General features: G+C 57.4%; 15 protein-coding genes. 7 read left to right on the top strand and 8 right to left on the bottom strand.

Annotation, left to right across the window (positions count from 1 at the left end; genetic code table 11):
- Positions 1 to 76: 76 nt before the first annotated feature.
- The gene (locus EO133_RS07390; protein WP_164734921.1) at positions 77 to 559 is read right to left on the bottom strand and encodes a methyltransferase family protein; all 483 of its coding nucleotides are present in this window, start codon (positions 557 to 559) and stop codon (positions 77 to 79) included.
- A gap of 167 nt (positions 560 to 726) precedes the next feature.
- Between EO133_RS07390 and EO133_RS07385 the strand changes: the two genes are divergently transcribed.
- The 5 genes from EO133_RS07385 to EO133_RS07365 all read left to right on the top strand — a co-directional run bounded on the left by EO133_RS07385 (position 727) and on the right by EO133_RS07365 (position 7,968).
- Positions 727 to 3,198, top strand: a complete 2,472-nt coding sequence (locus EO133_RS07385; RefSeq protein ID WP_127072007.1) for a beta-mannosidase — start codon at positions 727 to 729, stop codon at positions 3,196 to 3,198.
- A gap of 24 nt (positions 3,199 to 3,222) precedes the next feature.
- Complete coding sequence (locus EO133_RS07380) at positions 3,223 to 3,933, top strand: D-lyxose/D-mannose family sugar isomerase (protein WP_127072006.1); 711 nt, start codon at positions 3,223 to 3,225, stop codon at positions 3,931 to 3,933.
- A gap of 111 nt (positions 3,934 to 4,044) precedes the next feature.
- The gene (locus EO133_RS07375) at positions 4,045 to 5,181 is read left to right on the top strand and encodes a PQQ-dependent sugar dehydrogenase (RefSeq protein WP_127072005.1); all 1,137 of its coding nucleotides are present in this window, start codon (positions 4,045 to 4,047) and stop codon (positions 5,179 to 5,181) included.
- A gap of 132 nt (positions 5,182 to 5,313) precedes the next feature.
- Positions 5,314 to 6,339, top strand: a complete 1,026-nt coding sequence (locus EO133_RS07370; protein ID WP_127072004.1) for a TRAP transporter substrate-binding protein — start codon at positions 5,314 to 5,316, stop codon at positions 6,337 to 6,339.
- 81 nt (positions 6,340 to 6,420) lie between these two features.
- A complete protein-coding gene (locus EO133_RS07365) occupies positions 6,421 to 7,968 on the top strand; it encodes a bifunctional GNAT family N-acetyltransferase/carbon-nitrogen hydrolase family protein (protein ID WP_127072003.1) in 1,548 nt (515 codons plus the stop codon).
- Positions 7,969 to 8,328: 360 nt separating this feature from the next.
- Here EO133_RS07365 and EO133_RS07360 read toward each other — a convergent pair whose 3' ends face one another.
- From EO133_RS07360 to EO133_RS07335, 6 genes are all read right to left on the bottom strand, one after another.
- Positions 8,329 to 9,255, bottom strand: a complete 927-nt coding sequence (locus EO133_RS07360) for an alpha/beta fold hydrolase (protein WP_127072002.1) — start codon at positions 9,253 to 9,255, stop codon at positions 8,329 to 8,331.
- A gap of 71 nt (positions 9,256 to 9,326) precedes the next feature.
- Complete coding sequence (locus EO133_RS07355; protein WP_127072001.1) at positions 9,327 to 10,583, bottom strand: RNA polymerase sigma factor; 1,257 nt, start codon at positions 10,581 to 10,583, stop codon at positions 9,327 to 9,329.
- Entirely contained in the window at positions 10,580 to 10,954 is a 375-nt protein-coding gene (locus EO133_RS07350) for a YciI family protein (RefSeq protein ID WP_127072000.1), read from the bottom strand. Before EO133_RS07350 ends, EO133_RS07355 begins: the two co-directional genes overlap by 4 nt.
- A gap of 162 nt (positions 10,955 to 11,116) precedes the next feature.
- Positions 11,117 to 11,518, bottom strand: coding sequence for a GFA family protein (locus tag EO133_RS07345; RefSeq protein ID WP_127071999.1), 402 nt, complete (start codon positions 11,516 to 11,518; stop codon positions 11,117 to 11,119).
- Entirely contained in the window at positions 11,515 to 11,991 is a 477-nt protein-coding gene (locus tag EO133_RS07340; protein ID WP_127071998.1) for an SRPBCC domain-containing protein, read from the bottom strand. Before EO133_RS07340 ends, EO133_RS07345 begins: the two co-directional genes overlap by 4 nt.
- Complete coding sequence (locus tag EO133_RS07335; protein WP_127071997.1) at positions 11,975 to 12,322, bottom strand: ArsR/SmtB family transcription factor; 348 nt, start codon at positions 12,320 to 12,322, stop codon at positions 11,975 to 11,977. Before EO133_RS07335 ends, EO133_RS07340 begins: the two co-directional genes overlap by 17 nt.
- Before the next feature lie 171 nt (positions 12,323 to 12,493).
- Here EO133_RS07335 and EO133_RS07330 point away from each other — a divergent pair, with 171 nt between their 5' ends.
- A complete protein-coding gene (locus EO133_RS07330; RefSeq protein ID WP_127071996.1) occupies positions 12,494 to 12,724 on the top strand; it encodes a hypothetical protein in 231 nt (76 codons plus the stop codon).
- Positions 12,725 to 12,811: 87 nt separating this feature from the next.
- Positions 12,812 to 13,927, top strand: a complete 1,116-nt coding sequence (gene cfa, locus EO133_RS07325) for a cyclopropane fatty acyl phospholipid synthase (RefSeq protein ID WP_127071995.1) — start codon at positions 12,812 to 12,814, stop codon at positions 13,925 to 13,927.
- 268 nt (positions 13,928 to 14,195) lie between these two features.
- Here cfa and EO133_RS07320 read toward each other — a convergent pair whose 3' ends face one another.
- Positions 14,196 to 16,106, bottom strand: a complete 1,911-nt coding sequence (locus EO133_RS07320) for a beta-N-acetylhexosaminidase (protein WP_127071994.1) — start codon at positions 16,104 to 16,106, stop codon at positions 14,196 to 14,198.
- Positions 16,107 to 16,134: the final 28 nt, after the last annotated feature.

Here is a 16,134-nt window from a genome sequence, read left to right as displayed (position 1 = left end):
CAGCAAAAGCATGCCCTTGGACTTGATCCGAGGGTGGAAACGGTTTTGCGGTTCGGACACGCGACAAAACAAGGACTTAGAACCAGCGCCGCGTTTGCTGGCAGAACGCGTTGTAGTCGGCACCGAACTTGCGGTGAAGATAGGCTTCCTCCCTGACGACGACAAAGCGGTCCAGTGCCAGCCAGAGGATCGGAAAGAGGATTAGCCCCCATTCGAGCGCAAAGCCGAAAATAATTCCGAGATAGATCAGCAGAAAACCGAGGTAAATCGGATTGCGGCTGTAGGAATAGGGGCCAGTCGTGACCAGCACCGTTGAAGGCTTGTCCGGTTCGACAGCCGTGCCTGCTTCAGAAAAGGCCGAAACGGCCCAGAGCGCATAGCCGATACCGCTCAAGCTCAACACGATGCCCAGCCAGCCTTGCCACCCGATCAGCCACGGGTCTCCGAGAAAACCGAGCGGCATCAACCATTCGAGCACGACTGCAAGCGCCAGGGCGCCTAATGGGAGTAAAGGGGGCATCACAACGAGCCCAGCAGTGTCGCGTTCCGACTCAGCCATCACAAAAAAGCCTCCACACACGCTATGGGTACCATGCTGCAACGCCTTGCGGTCAAAAATCCAGAAGATTCCGCCTTTAACACGGGCTGCAACTAAAGTAGAAGGCGCATATCGATAAGGCGCCATCGAACAGGGCGCTGATTTTGCCGGAATCGGGGGGAGGGCGCATGATGGGCAATACTGTATCAGACATTGATGCAATCGATTACAGGCAATTGTCTCTGGCCGGAACATTTGCGTTGTCCTCGCCCGCCCACAGCTTTTGTGGCGATATCGTCTTGCCGGGCGACGTGCATACGGCGCTTCTCGCGGCCAATGAGATTCCCGACCCCTATTTCGGCCAGAACGAAGATGCGGTCGCCTGGGTGTATAAAACCCCTTGGACCGTCGAACGGAACTTTGAGATCGATGCGGCAATGGCGGCGGGGTATCTGACGCTCACGCTGTCGGACGTCGATTGCATCGCAAAAGTGCTGCTCAATGACGAGGTGATTGCCGAGACCCAGAACCAGTTCATCCGTTATGACATCGACGTCACCGGAAAGATCAGGGCGGGCAAAAACACCCTGCGCATCGAATTCGCTGTCGTTCCCGATGTCGCAAAAGCGCGTGCCGGCGCGCATCCCTTCGCCATTCCCTATGCGGCGATGAACCAGAAGGTCGCGCATCTCAATTTCGTGCGCAAAACCGCCTGCCACGCCGGTTGGGATTGGGGTATTTGCATCATGCCTGTCGGGGTCTATGGCCGCATGGAGTTGCGACGCTCTCGTCTTGCGCGCACCGAAAGTGTGCAGGTGGAGCAGCGCCACGAGAATGGACAGGTGAATCTGAGCATTAAAACCAGAGTCCATGCCTTTGAAACCGGCGAGATTTCTCTGACCCATGCCATCGATGGCCAAACAATTGGCGGCGTTGTCGCGGTGGCAAAAGGCGAGAACATCATTACCCATGACGTCACGATAGCGAGCCCGAAAATCTGGTGGCCGGCAGGGCAGGGCGATCAGCCGCTCTACGATCTCGTGACCGATCTCGATGGCGAAGTGACGACTCGCAAGATCGGCCTTCGCAAGCTCGAATGGATCGTCGAAAAGGACGAGATCGACCATAGCTTCAAGTGCCGTATCAACGGCCGCGACATCACCATGATGGGCGCGAACTGGATTCCTGCCGACGCTATTCCATCGCGCATCACGCCCGATACCGTGCGCGACCTGCTCGATAGTGCGGTGGCTGCCAACTACAACATGCTGCGCGTGTGGGGCGGCGGGCAATATGAACCCGACTATTTCTATGAAATGTGCGACGAGATGGGACTGCTTGTTTGGCACGATTTCATGTTCTCGTGCATGCCATACCCTTCCGACCGCGCTTTTCTTGCGGATGTGGCAACGGAAATCACCCAACAGGTACGGCGGCTTTCTCATCATGCCTGCATTGCCATCTGGTGCGGCGATAACGAGGTCATCGGCTCGCTGAACTGGTATCCCGAAACCAAGGCCAACCGCGACCGTCACCTTGCCAATTATGACCGGCTCTCGAAACTTCTCGGCGAGATTGTCGAGGACGAGGACCCACAACGCCGCTTCTGGCCGTCCTCGCCCTCGCTCGGCTATATGGACTTTGCCGATGGCTGGCACATAGATACGCGCGGCGACATGCATTTCTGGGACGTTTGGCACTCGGCCAAGCCGTTCGAGCACTATCGTACGGTCCAGCCGCGCTTTGCCTCTGAGTTCGGCTTTCAGTCCTTTACCTCGATGGACGTCATCGAGACTTTCACCAATCCCGAGGATCGCAATCCGTCCTCGCCCGTGATGGAAACCCATCAACGTAATGATGGCGGCAATGCCCGGATACTGGAAACAATGTGCCGCTATTTCCGCTTCCCGAAAGGGTTTGAGGAGATGGTGTTCCTGTCCCAAGTTCAGCAGGGCCTTGCGATCAAGACGGCAATCGAGTTCTGGCGCTCCACCAAGCCGCGCTGCATGGGCACGCTCTATTGGCAGATCAACGACAATTGGCCGGTCGCAAGCTGGTCGAGCCTCGATTATGGCGGGCAGTGGAAACTGCTCCACTACCTCGCCAAACGCTTCTTTGCGCCGGTCAATGTGGTGGCGGTGCCAAAGGGCCATCACATCCAGCTTTGCGCTATCAATGACCGCGCCGATAAACTCAAACTCCGCGTTGAGTCCTTCGCCGTCGATATGCAAGGTAATGTAACGGAAATCGGCCCTGTGGTTGGTGATGTTCCACGCGATGCCGCCACTCCTATGGTCGACATCTCGCCATTGGGAGACGGGCAGTTTCTGTATTTCGAGTGGAAGGATGAGCACGGCAATATTCTGGGCCGAAACGACTTCTTCCCCCGAGCCTATAAATATTATGATCTGCCCCAGCCTTCCATTTCGGCAAGCTGGAGCGAAGAGGATGGCAAGGCCGTGCTGGAACTTGAAACCGACAAGGTGGCACTGTTCGTTTCGGCCAGCGTAGATGTTCCCGGCTATTTCTCCGACAACTGCCTCACCCTCTTGCCGGGCACCAAGGCAAGGCTTAGCTTCACCGCGCGCAAGGGCGCGCAACCTCGCCTGAATGATCTTAAAAACAGCTTGAAGATCAATCATCTGGCGCAGACATATTGAATCAATTTGGGAGAGGACGGGACCATGAAACGCTCCCGCGTAAACGAAATCATCCGCGAGGCCGACGCCTTTATCCGATCCTTCGGATACATCATGCCGCCCTTTGCATATTGGTCGCCCGGTCAGATGAAGGATCGGCAAGCCGACATCGGTAATATCATCAATGCTGGGATGGGCTGGGATGTGACCGACTATGGGCAAGGCGATTTCGAGCGGCTCGGGCTTTTTCTCTTTACCGTTCGCAACGGCGATGCCGCTGACCTCGATAAGGGCAGGGGGATGCTCTACGCCGAAAAGATCATGGTCTCGCGGCACGACCAGATTTCGCCCATGCACCGGCACACGATCAAAGCCGAGGACATCATCAATCGCGGCGGTGCGACGCTTGCGCTCCAGCTTTACGAAGATGATGGCACCGATATGGGCATCGACACCGAAAAAGACGTTGTGGTCTATACCGACGGCGTAAAGCGCGTGCTGCCTGCAGGCGGTATTCTCGAACTGGCGCCGGGCGAAAGTGTTACGCTTCTGCCGGGCAATTGGCACAAGTTCTGGGGTGAGGGCGGGGATGTATTGATCGGCGAAGTTTCCACCGTCAATGATGATCGCACCGACAATACCTTCCTCGATCCGATTGGCCGGTTTTCGGCCATCGAGGAGGACGAAGACCCGATCCATCTGCTGGTCTCCGACTATGAAAAGTGGTTCGGCGTTAAGGGCAGTTCCGGTTACTAGTCGCGTGCTGAACAGATTGTGATCCCGTTTGCCATCGGGATGTCTCCGATCTGGGGAACGGTTGGCTCATTTCGGACTTGTCCAACGGTACCAACAATAAGGAGACGCTCCATGCACAAGCGCATTTTCGCTGCCGTTCTGTGTTCCACTGCCTTTTTGACCCCGGCCCTGGCCGTCGATCAGGTCTTTGAAACCGAGTTGGGCGCCGTCCATGTTGGGACATTTGCCGAAGGGCTCTCGCACCCCTGGGGCCTGACCTTTCTGCCTGACGGTGGCATGCTCGTAACTGAACGCGAAGGCAATTTGCGCTTTGTCAGCGACGCGGGCGAAGTTGGTGAGCCGATCGCCGGTATCCCCGATGTCGATGCGCGCCGGCAGGGCGGGTTGCTCGATGTAGCGCTCGACCCCGAATTTGAGATCAATCGTCTCGTTTATCTCAGCTATGCCGAACCGGGCGATGGCGGCAACTCGACAGCAGTTGCGCGCGGAACGCTCAATGACGAATTGACCGAGCTTGCCAATGTCGAGGTCATCTTCTCACAACAGCCAAAGGTCGATAGCCAGCAACATTTCGGCTCGCGTCTAGTCTTTGACAATGACGGATATCTGTTCATCACGACCGGCGACCGCTCCGCCGCCCAGTTCCGCGGCATGGCGCAGGAACTCGACTCTCACATTGGAACGATCATCCGTATCAATGCCGATGGCTCTGTTCCCGACGACAATCCGTTCGTTGGCGATGAGGCTGCGCTCGACGAAATCTGGAGCTATGGTCACAGAAATCCCCAAGGCATGGCCATGCACCCCGATACAGGTGAAATCTGGGCCAATGAGCATGGGCCCCGCGGTGGGGACGAGTTGAACCGGATCGAAGCCGGTGTGAACTATGGCTGGCCCATTGCAACCTATGGCGTCGAGTATTCGGGCCAAGAAATAATGGAAGGCGAGTCCTTCCCCGAAGGGATGCGAGAACCGATCGCGCATTGGACACCCTCTCCAGCATTCTCAGGCTTCCTTTTTTATACCGGAGATGAATTCCCGTACTGGCAGGGCCATGCCTTCATGGGCGCCCTTGCAGGAACCAGTGTAGTGCGCGTTGAACTGGACGGGGATAATGTGGTTGCCGACGAGTTTCTGTTTACCGATCTCGGCCTGCGCATTCGCGATGTGCGGCAGGGACCGGATGGGGCGATCTATCTTCTTACCGATGAATCCAACGGTGAAATTCTCCGGTTGAGTGCGCAATAAGGTCGCGCTAAAACCACCGGGCATCGGGGGAACCGATGCCCGGGCCTTGGGTAACCGTCTTGGCCCGCAGCGGGATCGAACTTGCACAGTGTGACAGGCACGCTTGCTGGTCCCGCGCATACGGGGAAAATTATGAGGAGCAAAAATCTGTTTGCTGTAGCGCTGTTGGGCGCTGCAATCGCTACCAATGCGGTTGCGCAGGACGTAACGCTGCGTGTCCACCAATTCCTGCCTATGACCGATAGCGTGCCCCGCGAGGGTTTGATTCCCTGGGCCGAGGCCATTGAAGAGCAATCGGGCGGACGCATCGCCATTGAATTTTATCCTTCCATGCAATTGGGCGGAACGCCAGCCGATCTCTTCGATCAGGCCCGCGACGGCGTGGTGGACATGATCTGGACCGTGCTCGGCTATACACCGGGGCGCTTTCCCAAGTCCGAAGTCTTCGAGATGCCCTTTGTCGTCACCAACGCCGAAGATACCTCACGCGCCTTTCAGCGCTTTGTCGAGGAAAACGCCATGGACGAATTTGCCGGTACCAGGCTCATCGCGGTCCACACCCATGGGCCGGGCATTTTCCACACCCGCACGCCGATTGCCGCGCTTGAAGACCTGACCAACATGAAGGTGCGTGGCGGTTCGCGGGTGATTTCCGCGATGCTGCGTGATCTGGGTGCCGAGCCGATCGGAATGCCTGTGCCCGAAGTCCCGCAAAGCCTATCGCGCGGCGTGATCGACGGCACGACAATTCCCTGGCAGGTGACGCTTGCGTTGCGCACCAGCGATATTGTCACCCATCACACCGAGTTTTCCGGCGATCATGGGCTTTATACCCAGACCTTTGCCTTTGTGATGAATCAGGGCACATACGACCGTATGCCCGAAGATTTGCAGGCAATCATCGATGCCAATTCGGGCGTCGAATGGGCCGGGCGTTTCGGTGCCGCCAACGATGCCGACGATCTGGTCGCGCGAGAACAGGCTCAGCTTGCGGGCAATACCATCCATATGCTCGATGCCGCTGAGACTGTGCGCTGGCAGGAAGCGGCCCAGGTCACAATCGAAAACTGGTACGCTGAAGCGCAGGCCGCTGGTTTCGACGGTCATGCATTGCATCAGCGCGCAATCGAACTTGTTGAGCAAGAGAGTGCCCGCTAGGGTCACAATACTGGAACAATAGCGCACTCCGGCCGTTATGGCCGGGGCGCAAATGACAATGAAAACGGGGGCAAACTTTACGTGCCAAAACTTTCGAGCAAGCCGCTCCTTGAAGTCCGCAACGCCAAGATCCGCGATATTCCGAAAATCATTGCCCTGACTGAAAGGGTCTATCCGGAGGAAGGCTCCTATCAGCCCGGCACGATCCGTGGGCAAATCAACGCTTTCCCCGAAGGCCAGTTCGTTGCGGTTTATGATGGCGAGATCGTCGGCTATGCGGCGACCTTGCAGCTTGCTGAAAGGGCTATTTTCCGTCAGCACACCTGGGAAGATATCACCGGCGCAGGTTACGGAGCGATGCATAACGCCAAGGGCGAATGGCTCTATGGCGTTGAGGTCTGTGTCGATCCAGGGCGGCAACGCGCCCGGATCGGCAAACGGCTGTACGAGGCCCGACAGCGCCTGTGCGACGAACTCTGGCTCAAAGGTATTGCTTTTGGCGGACGGTTGCCCGGCTATCGCCGCAACAAGAAGGATTACCCTCGCGCACGGGACTATTTCAATGCCGTCAAGGAACGCGAAGTGCGCGATCCGGTCGCCAGCTTCCAGATGAAGCTCGGCTTCGAGCCGGAAATGCTGTTGCGCAATTATCACCCCGACGACAAGGCATCGGGCGGCCATGCCGCGCTCATGATCTGGCGCAATCCGCGTTACGACCCGGAGGACGAGCAGCGTCCCGCGCACCAGCGCAGCCGGGAAACGGTGCGGATCACGACGGTCCAGATGGAAGCGCGCAAGGTCGCCAATTCCGACGAATTTTTCGAGCATGTGCAATATTTCGTGGAAGTGGCCGCCGATTACGGTTCGGATTTTGTCGTCTTCCCTGAACTCTTCACACTCATGCTGCTTTCGAGCGAACCCGAACGGCCGCCGCACGAGGCGGTGGTGCGACTGACCGAGTTCACACCCGAATTTGTCGAGCGCATGCAAAAGCTGGCGCTGGGTTGGAACATCAACATCATCGGCGGAACCCATCCGACGATCACCGATGACGAGGATATCCAGAACGTCTGCTACGTCTTTTTGCGCGACGGATCGATCCATGCGCAGGAAAAGATCCATCCAACTCCCGACGAACGGGACTACTGGGGCATCGTGGGTGGCGATACTGTCGATGTCATCGATACCGATTGCGGGCCGATCGGGGTGATGATCTGCTATGACAGCGAGTTCCCCGAAGTGGCACGGCGGCTGGCCGATCAGGGCGCCCGCATCATGTTCGTGCCTTACTGTACCGACACCCGGCAAGGGCATTTGCGGGTGCGCTATTGCTGCCACGCGCGGACAATCGAAAACCAGTGCTACGTCGTGACCTCAGGGATCACCGGCAACCTGGCCAATGTCGATAATCTCGACATCAACTACGCGCACTCGGCTATTCTGACGCCCTCCGATATGCCCTTCGCCCGCGATGGCATTGCTGCCGAAGCCAGCGAGAACGTCGAGATGGTGGTCGTTGCCGATCTTAACGTCTCGACGCTGCAATGGGCGCGTTCGCAAGGCGCCGTTCGCAACCTTCGGGACCGCCGCTTCGATCTCTACCGCGTCCGCTGGAAAGACGGGGGATAATGATCGGTTTCCTTTCAGGCATGTCAAAGCGCTAGACAGCCAGAGGCTTCGGTCCACGCCTCCCACTTTCCATTTTTCCAATTTCACCCTCACCGGAAGCCTTATACATCCTCGTTCTCGGTGCGACCGTGAGAGCAACAATAAGGGCATATGGAAAGGCGGGATAAGGTCTTTTCTCGGGGGGCGGCGGCGCAATGGGGGCAGTTATCTGCGTCTCGCCCGTGGCAGAGATGCAGAATCACTGCACGTTGACCATCCACTTCCCGCTCAGATAAAAGCATTTAAAATCAGAGCGTAATGGCGAAGGGCGGACTCATTTTGTCATACAATTGAATCCGCCCCTCAACCCGTTGAATCCGATTATGAACCGGATTGTGCGGCGTAAAAGCGCTCGATTATGGGCATCAGCAGATCGGTGTTGTAGATGATGTCATAATGGGTTGTGGCCGGGATGACGGAGAACTGACGCGCGGGGTTGAGCTCAGGACCCATCGGCCCGGTCGAGGCCTGGCCACCGAGCAGACGGTACATCGCAATTGCCTTGTCGAGCTGGATGATGTCGGTATCGCCATTGATCATCAGAACGGGTGCGCTGATGGACGCAACCTCATCGTCAGACCATTCCAGGCCGGCAACCATTGCATCGCGGAGTTTGTCGATAAAGCCTGCGAAGCGTTCCGGGTGCGGCGCAACCGCATTATAGGCTTCCAGCATCGGCGTGCCCTCCATCATGTCGGCGGTCAGGTAAGGCCAGCCGGCGCGCACCGAATCCCAGATAGAATCCGATTGGTGGGATGCAGAAATCAGGACGAGACTTTTCGTCAGCTCGGGATGCAGGATGCCTACGCCCGTGGCCGTGGCGGCACCGAAAGAAAAGCCCACAATATCAACCGGCCCGATGCCGATCTCATCGATGAACCCACCGACATCTTCGGCAAACTGGCGCAGCGAGATCGGCCGGTCGAGATCGACGGTACGCCCGTGACCTTCAAGCTCGATGGCATAGACTTTGCGGTTTTCCGCCAGGGCGCCAAGGAACGGCCCCCAGGCATCGATGGTCATCAGCCCGCCATGGATGAGCAGCAATGGCTCACCTTGCCCATGGACCTGGTAATACATCTCCAGCCCATTGATGCTGACTGTGCCTGTTTCGCTCGCCTCGGGGATTTCTCCGGTTAGTTGAATTGGGTCGATATTGATTTCCATGCGCGCCTCCTGAGCAGCAAGGGGAAGGGCTATAAGGGCCGTTGCAAATGCCGCGGCTGCGAGGATTGTCTTTGTGAACATTGTGTGCCTCCTGAAGTGATGCCTCAAGGACGGACTGCGGCAGGCGGACCCGACAATTGAGGCGAAAAATTTCAGGAGGTGGCGACGCTACCAAGTTCATCAAGGTGCGCGCGGATATGAACGGCTTCGGCAGACGTGTTGGCAAGCGCGATTGCCATGTCAAAAGCGGTACGCGCTTCGTCGAGCCGCCCTAGATCCTTGAGCAATCCGCCGCGAAGGCCGTGGAAATAGAAATAATCACCGAGCGCACTGCCTAATGGCTCAATAAGCTCGAGCGCAGCCTCCGGCCCCTCGGTTTTGGAAACCGCAACAGCGCGGTTGAGCGTGATAACGGGCGAGGGTTGGATGGTTTCGAGCGTGCGGTAAAGCAACTCGATTCCCACCCAGTCGGTATCCTCAGGGCGGATGGCGCGGGCATGAAGGGCCGCAATCGCGGCCTGTATCTGAAAAACACCGGGACGGCGGTGGCGCATGGCCTTGTCGATCAGCGCCAGCCCTTCGGCGATCAGAGCGTGATCCCACAGGGTTCGATTCTGTCGGTCGAGAAGGACAATGTGGCCGTCATCGTCAAAACGGGCGGCATGGCGTGAATGCTGGATGAGCATGAGGGCGAGAAGCCCCATGAGTTCCGGTTCTGCCGGAAAAAGACCAAGCAGCAGCCGTCCCAGGCGAATGGCTTCCTCGCACAAGACATTGCGGGTCTCCTCGCGCTCCCCCGCCGTGCTATAGCCTTCGTTGAAAACGAGATAGGCCATGGCCGCAACTGCGCCAACCCGCTCTGACCGCTCGACAGCATCGGGCGTTTCAAAATTGGTACCGGACTTGGCAATACGCGCCTTGGCGCGCGTGATGCGTTGCTCCATTGCCGCTTCGGATACAAGAAAGGCTCGGGCGATCTGCTTGACCGAAAGACCCGATACGATGCGCAGCGCCAGCGCAATCTGCTGGGTTGCCGGAAGGTCGCGATGGCAGCATACGAACATGAGCCGCAAGATGTCGTCACGATAATGGGACTCATCGATCCGATCGACGATGGAGGACTCGGCATCGGAGGTGTCAGAAATCCGGCTCTCATCGGGCAGTTCGGTGAAGCGGGATGTACGCCGTACCGTGTCGATACCGGAATTGCGACCCACGAGAATCAGCCAGGCGACGGGATCGCGCGGCGGTCCCTTTTTCGGCCAGGTCTTGATGGCGCGCAGGGAGGCTTCCTGAAAAGCCTCCTCAGCCAGATCGAGATTGCGAAAATAGCGGTAAAGGGCGGCAACGGTTCTTGGCCGCGCGCCGGTAAGGGTCAATCCGATCCAGGCTGTGTCGTCTTTGGTCACGTCTTGGCTGCTCCGGGGAAAAAGTCACGGACCGGCCGGATTTCATACGATCCCATGCCGGGATTAGCCTCGGAAAGATCGCGCACAACCTGCACGACTTCCTCAAGACTTTCCGCGTCGATGACATAAAAACCGAGGAATTGTTCCTTGGTTTCGGCGAATGGTCCATCGAGGACGAGCGGCTCGCCGGCGGTCTTGCGCAGGGTCGTGGCAGCGGTGGTCGGCATAAGGCGGGCGACCGGTCCCATCTTTCCTGCTTCGACAAGGGGCTTTTGCACGGCCAAAAGGTCGGCCATGATCTTGTCGTCATGTTCCTTGGACCAACCGCCAACGGCAGCTTCGTCATTATAGCAAAGGATCGCGTAGAGCATGGCCAACTCCTCGATTACAGCCAGGACGGATGAGGAGACGCCGATCCGACAGGCCCTGCATAAAGAATGGCAAGGCGATGTCGCAGCGGCGCCCGGAAGCGTCAAAATGGCATGACCGGATGGCACACACAACGCGTGTTTGGAGGAGTGTCTATCGGCTGATTAAAGATAGGCGGTGGGAATTGGCGCGTTGTCCCAATCGTCTTCGCGTCCGTTCTCATAAGCAATGGGCAGGGCGCTGAAATCTTCCGGCGACAATTGGTCGAGACAGGCAACGTTTATGGCGACGAAACTACCGTGTTCGCCCATTTCAACACGGCCAAAGGGCTTGACGCCGCAGCGGGTACAGAAGCAATGGATTATGGTTTCAGAGCCAAACCGGTATTGGCCAATCTGGTCTTCGCCTGCAGTCAGGGTGAAGGCATCGGAGGCGATTACGGCTTTCCAGAACCGCGACTTGGTGCAGATCGAGCAGTTGCAGCGTGATGTGCCCTGAGCAAGATCGACTTCGGCCTTGAAACGCACCGAGCCGCAATGGCAACTGCCGCTATAGGCTTTGGTCATTGGCTTTGCTCCAGAAGGTCGGCGAGGCGGTCGAAACTGTCCTGCCAGCCTTCGTTGTGACCGTCGCGGTTGGCAGCATCCTCGAACGGTGTCTGATGAAACACCATTTTCGTTTTCCCATCCTCGGTATCGCTCAGAGTGATGGTGACAAGCGTTTCAGGCGAGCCGGGCTCTTCCCACTGGAAGGTGAAAACGAAGCGCTTTAGCGGTACGATCTCCTTGTTGACGCCGCCTTGCCACATCTCGGTACCTTCGGGCTGGTAGGCGGTCTTGGTGGCGCGCAGGCAAGCCCGCCAGTGACCGCCAACGCGCAAGTCATTCTCATAGGACACAACAGGAACGTCCCTTGGCCCCATCCAGCGCAAGGCCATTGCCGGGTCCGTCCATAGCTTCCAGACCAGCGCGCGCGGCGCATCGAATATGCGGGTTATAGTCAAGGCGTGGCCAGTTTGGCTGTCAGTTGCGAGGGCCATTGGGGTCTCCTTTCTGAATTTCCTTGAGATAATCGTCCATGCGATCGAAGCTGCCGTCCCAGAACCGGCGGTATGTTTCGAGCCATTCGGCGAGTGACTTCAGCGGCGCACCTTCAAGGCGGCACGGGCGCCACTGCGCCTGGCGTCCCCGTGAAATCAGTCCGGCGCGCTCAAGAACCTTGAGGTGTTTCGAGATGGCAGGCAGTGACATCTGAAATGGTTCGGCCAGGTCGTTTACCGTGGCTTGGCCCTGGCTCAACCGGGCCAGAATGGCGCGCCGGGTAGGATCGGCCAATGCGGAAAGCGTGGTGGTAAGGCTATCTTGAGTCACAATATTTAACCAATAAGTTAATTAGCTGATCGGTTAAATATTGGCAATTGAGGTCTTTGTCAAGGGCGCGGCTCCGCCTCACCGAATTTTTCCGCGATTTCGTATCCGACGCGCAACCAATGGCGCGCCTCGACGTTTCTCAAGGTGGATCAAGGCAAAAGGCATAGAACAATGGCAATCAGCCGTAGCGATATGGAGAAGATTCTCGGACCGTTGGACAATCACCTTGCTGCCGAAATTGTGGCAGTCGACCCCACTGTGGACGAGTTGGCGCAGGCCTTTTACTGGCTTAATGCGGAAGATGCGATGGTCGCGGACCAGAAGAATATGCCGACAGGAAAAGTTGCCAATCTCGTAGGCATTCTTGAGGCGCTCGAGGACGACGACCCGGCGCTCGCTTAACATTTGTCGGTTTTGCGCGCTGGACAATTGGTCGCAATTTAAATTGTAATAGGCCTCATACTTGGAGTCGTTTGCGGTGGGGCAGCCATGGCCGCTGGTGTTTATGCATTTTTCACAGACCTTCTTGCGCAGTGCGATATTGAGGTGGGCGGGGCGCGTCCGTGGGACATAAAAATACATGATGAGCGGCTTTTCAGCCGTGTCATGCGCTATGGCTCGCTCGGGCTTGGCGAAGCCTATATGGACGGCTGGTGGGACGCCGAAAAAGTCGATGAATTTCTCTATCGCATCCTGGTCAACGACCTGAAATCGAAGATCAAGTTCGACTTTGCTTTCGCGGCTCTGACGATCAAGGGTCTGCTCATCAACGCTCAGCGGCTGCATGTCGCCGAAGTGGGCGAAAAACACTACGACATCGGCAACGATCTGTATCAGCGCATGCTCGATCCGCGCATGATCTATTCCTGTGCCTATTGGAAGGATGCGGACAATCTGGCCGCTGCTCAAGAGGCAAAGCTGGATCTCATCTGCCGCAAGATCGGGCTCGAACCGGGTATGCAAGTTCTCGACATCGGCTCAGGCTGGGGCGGGTTTCTGCGCTTTGCCGCCGAACGCTATGGTGTCAGTGGACTTGGCATCACGGTATCGAAGGAGCAGGCCGCCTATGCCGAGCAGATGCGTGGCGACCTGCCCATCGAAACGCGGCTGATGGACTATATGGAGCTTGAGGGCAAGTTCGACCGTATCGTTTCAATCGGCATGTTCGAGCATGTGGGTTACAAGAACTACAATCGCTATTTTGCCAAGGTACGCGACCTGTTGAGCGAGGACGGCATATTCCTGCTGCATACAATTGGCGGCAATGTACGGCGCGCCAGTGGCGATCCGTGGCTGGAAAAATACATATTCCCAAATGGTATGCTGCCCGGCCCGTCACAATTGGCCCGTGCCGCCGAGGGCAAGCTGGCGATGGAGGATTGGCACAATTTCGGTGCCGATTACGACCCTACACTGATGGCCTGGTATGAAAATTTCGAGGCGGCATGGCCCGATCTCAAGGACAGATATGGGGAGCGGTTCTACCGCATGTGGCGCTATTACCTCTTGTGCTGCGCCGCCATCTTCCGGGCGCGCTGGGCGCATCTCTGGCAAATCGTCTATTCGCCTAATGGCATCAAGGGTGGCTATGAAAGCGTGCGTTAGAGCGTGTCAAGCAAAAGCATACCCTCGGACTTGATCCGGGGGTGGAAACGGTTTTGCGGTTCGGACACGCGACAAAACAACGACTTAGAGCCGGGGATTTGATTCAATCAAATCCTGAACGGCTCTAGGGAGATCGGCAAACGCGCCCCATCATCACTCCCAGCCGCCATCCCGGCTTCCATGCCGGGAAGAGGTTTGCTCTGGTACGATTTGCTACGGGTTGGCTTGCCGTCCCGGCTGATTCATAATCCCTTTCAGGGCCCCGCTATTATCCCAGCCTTGCCTTCGGCATAAGACTCTGGATCGCCATAAAGCGGCGGAAATCTTTTGTTGCCGCAGGTGTCCAGCTTGTTTCGGCAATTGCCGAAAGGCGTGGGTAAACCAGATGATCGAAAAGTTTGCGGTCGGCCAGGTTTTCGCACCAGAGGCAGGACTGCACACCGATCAGCTTGGATTGCGCGTCGTCGGGCCAATCATGGGCCGGGGTGAAGCTATAGCAGGTTTCAAGCGAAACGGTGCCCGCCCAGCTTGCGCCCGGCTCCCACCAATCGTTCGATTGCGCCATATCGAAATAGGCATATTCGGCTGGTGATAGAACGACGTCATAGCCTTGAAGGGCCAGTTCCCTGCCGCTTTCCGATTTCTTCCATGCAACGAGATAGGAGCGGTCGGCATTGACCCCACCGCCGAGCGCGGCTTCCTCCCATGCGCCGGTTTCCTTGCCATATTGGCTGAGTAGGGACTGGATGCGCTTGAGGAAATACGATTGCAGGGCAAAGGTGCCCTCCCAGCCATTCGGGCCCTGCATGGATTTGGCCTGCGGCGAGCCGGACCATGCCGCGTCAGCAACTTCATCGCCCCCGATATGAATCCATTTGGCCGGGAATAACTCGACCAGTGTTTTGATAACGGCTTCGAGAAACACGTAGGTTTCATCAAGCGCTGGGTTCAGAGCATTGTTGGGGAAATACTGCACCGAGCGGTAAATGCCCGTTTCTTCCGGGTCGGCAAGATGTGGCAGCGCCTTCAGGACGCAATAGCAGTGGCCGGGAATATCGATTTCCGGGACAGTCTCGATGCCGATGGCAAGGCCATGATCGACAACCTCTCGCACATCGTCTGCCCGATAGATGATGCCGTGGCGCTCAAACGGGCTACCCAATAGCGGCGGCAGGATTTCGCCCGGTCCGCGCCACGCCGCCTTTTCAGCCAATTGCGGATACTCGGGAACATCGAGACGCCAGCCCTCATCATCATTAAGATGGATATGGAAGCGGTTGAGCTTGTTCCAGGCCATGGTGTCAAGGAAGGCTTTGATTTCGGAAACCGTATAAACCTGTCGCGCGACATCGAGATGAGAACCGCGCCAGCCAAATCGCGGCGCATCGGAAATGATGCCCGACGCAGGGAAGGTAAAATCTTCCGGGTGCCGACGCGCGCCGCGCAGGATTTGCGCAAGCGTGATGAAGCCGTGGCGGAACCCATCCATATCCGATGCAGAAAGCGTAACATCGTCGCCAAAGGCAATGTCATAGGCGCCGTGGCGCAGGGCGCGATTGTCGGCGCATTTGACAGCTAGGCTATCTCCGAACAGCGTTTCGCCGGGGAAAAGGCGTTCGGCAAGTCGCGACGTCGCTTCAAAAGCGCTGCGCGCGGTTTCGGGACCAGCGCCAAAGCCTATTGCTGCCGGGAGATCGCGCTGGCCGCTTACATCCACCTTTGCCGGGAAGGGAATGACGCTGATGGTCGTTTCGCCATCGGCAAGCGGCTGGCGTTCAGGAGTATTAATGATGGGTGCGCCGGGTTCTCCCTTGAGGGTCATCGGTACGATTTCGGGCAGCACCATTGTTCCATCGGAAAGCGTGATTGCTGCCGATTTCGGGCCATAGGTATAGTGACGCAGCGTATGGCTGATCTGCCGGGCAACGATCGACCAGCGGCTGCCCGGTTCGAGTACGAAACCGTCTTCGGGCGCAAGCAGGTGATAATTGGACAACTGATCGAGCAATTGGGCGCCTTCAATCGGGCTGTCGGGCTTGATGCGGAACAGCGATGTGACCGCGAGAGTGAAGCCCGATACCGGTGCATCCCCGGTATTGACCAGGCTTATGGTCAACTGGCCGGGAGTCGAAATTTCAGGGTTCCAGTCCGCTTCGAGGCGGAATGAGGGCGTGGACATGAGCGTGATGCCTTGTCGTTCGGGGTGG

Origin of the sequence: Pelagibacterium lentulum (assembly GCF_003992625.1) — a bacterium.
In the GTDB taxonomy this organism is placed as follows: domain Bacteria; phylum Pseudomonadota; class Alphaproteobacteria; order Rhizobiales; family Devosiaceae; genus Pelagibacterium; species Pelagibacterium lentulum.
This window is presented reverse-complemented; position numbering and strand designations above follow the sequence as displayed.

Coding starts and splice junctions, on each gene's coding strand:
- EO133_RS07390 (WP_164734921.1), bottom strand. CDS start 559: ATGGCTGAGTCGGAACGCGACACTGCTGGGCTCGTTGTGATGCCCCCT.
- EO133_RS07385 (WP_127072007.1), top strand. CDS start 727: ATGATGGGCAATACTGTATCAGACATTGATGCAATCGATTACAGGCAA.
- EO133_RS07380 (WP_127072006.1), top strand. CDS start 3,223: ATGAAACGCTCCCGCGTAAACGAAATCATCCGCGAGGCCGACGCCTTT.
- EO133_RS07375 (WP_127072005.1), top strand. CDS start 4,045: ATGCACAAGCGCATTTTCGCTGCCGTTCTGTGTTCCACTGCCTTTTTG.
- EO133_RS07370 (WP_127072004.1), top strand. CDS start 5,314: ATGAGGAGCAAAAATCTGTTTGCTGTAGCGCTGTTGGGCGCTGCAATC.
- EO133_RS07360 (WP_127072002.1), bottom strand. CDS start 9,255: ATGTTCACAAAGACAATCCTCGCAGCCGCGGCATTTGCAACGGCCCTT.
- EO133_RS07350 (WP_127072000.1), bottom strand. CDS start 10,954: ATGCTCTACGCGATCCTTTGCTATAATGACGAAGCTGCCGTTGGCGGT.
- EO133_RS07345 (WP_127071999.1), bottom strand. CDS start 11,518: ATGACCAAAGCCTATAGCGGCAGTTGCCATTGCGGCTCGGTGCGTTTC.
- EO133_RS07340 (WP_127071998.1), bottom strand. CDS start 11,991: ATGGCCCTCGCAACTGACAGCCAAACTGGCCACGCCTTGACTATAACC.
- EO133_RS07330 (WP_127071996.1), top strand. CDS start 12,494: ATGGCAATCAGCCGTAGCGATATGGAGAAGATTCTCGGACCGTTGGAC.
- cfa (WP_127071995.1), top strand. CDS start 12,812: ATGGCCGCTGGTGTTTATGCATTTTTCACAGACCTTCTTGCGCAGTGC.
- EO133_RS07320 (WP_127071994.1), bottom strand. CDS start 16,106: ATGTCCACGCCCTCATTCCGCCTCGAAGCGGACTGGAACCCTGAAATT.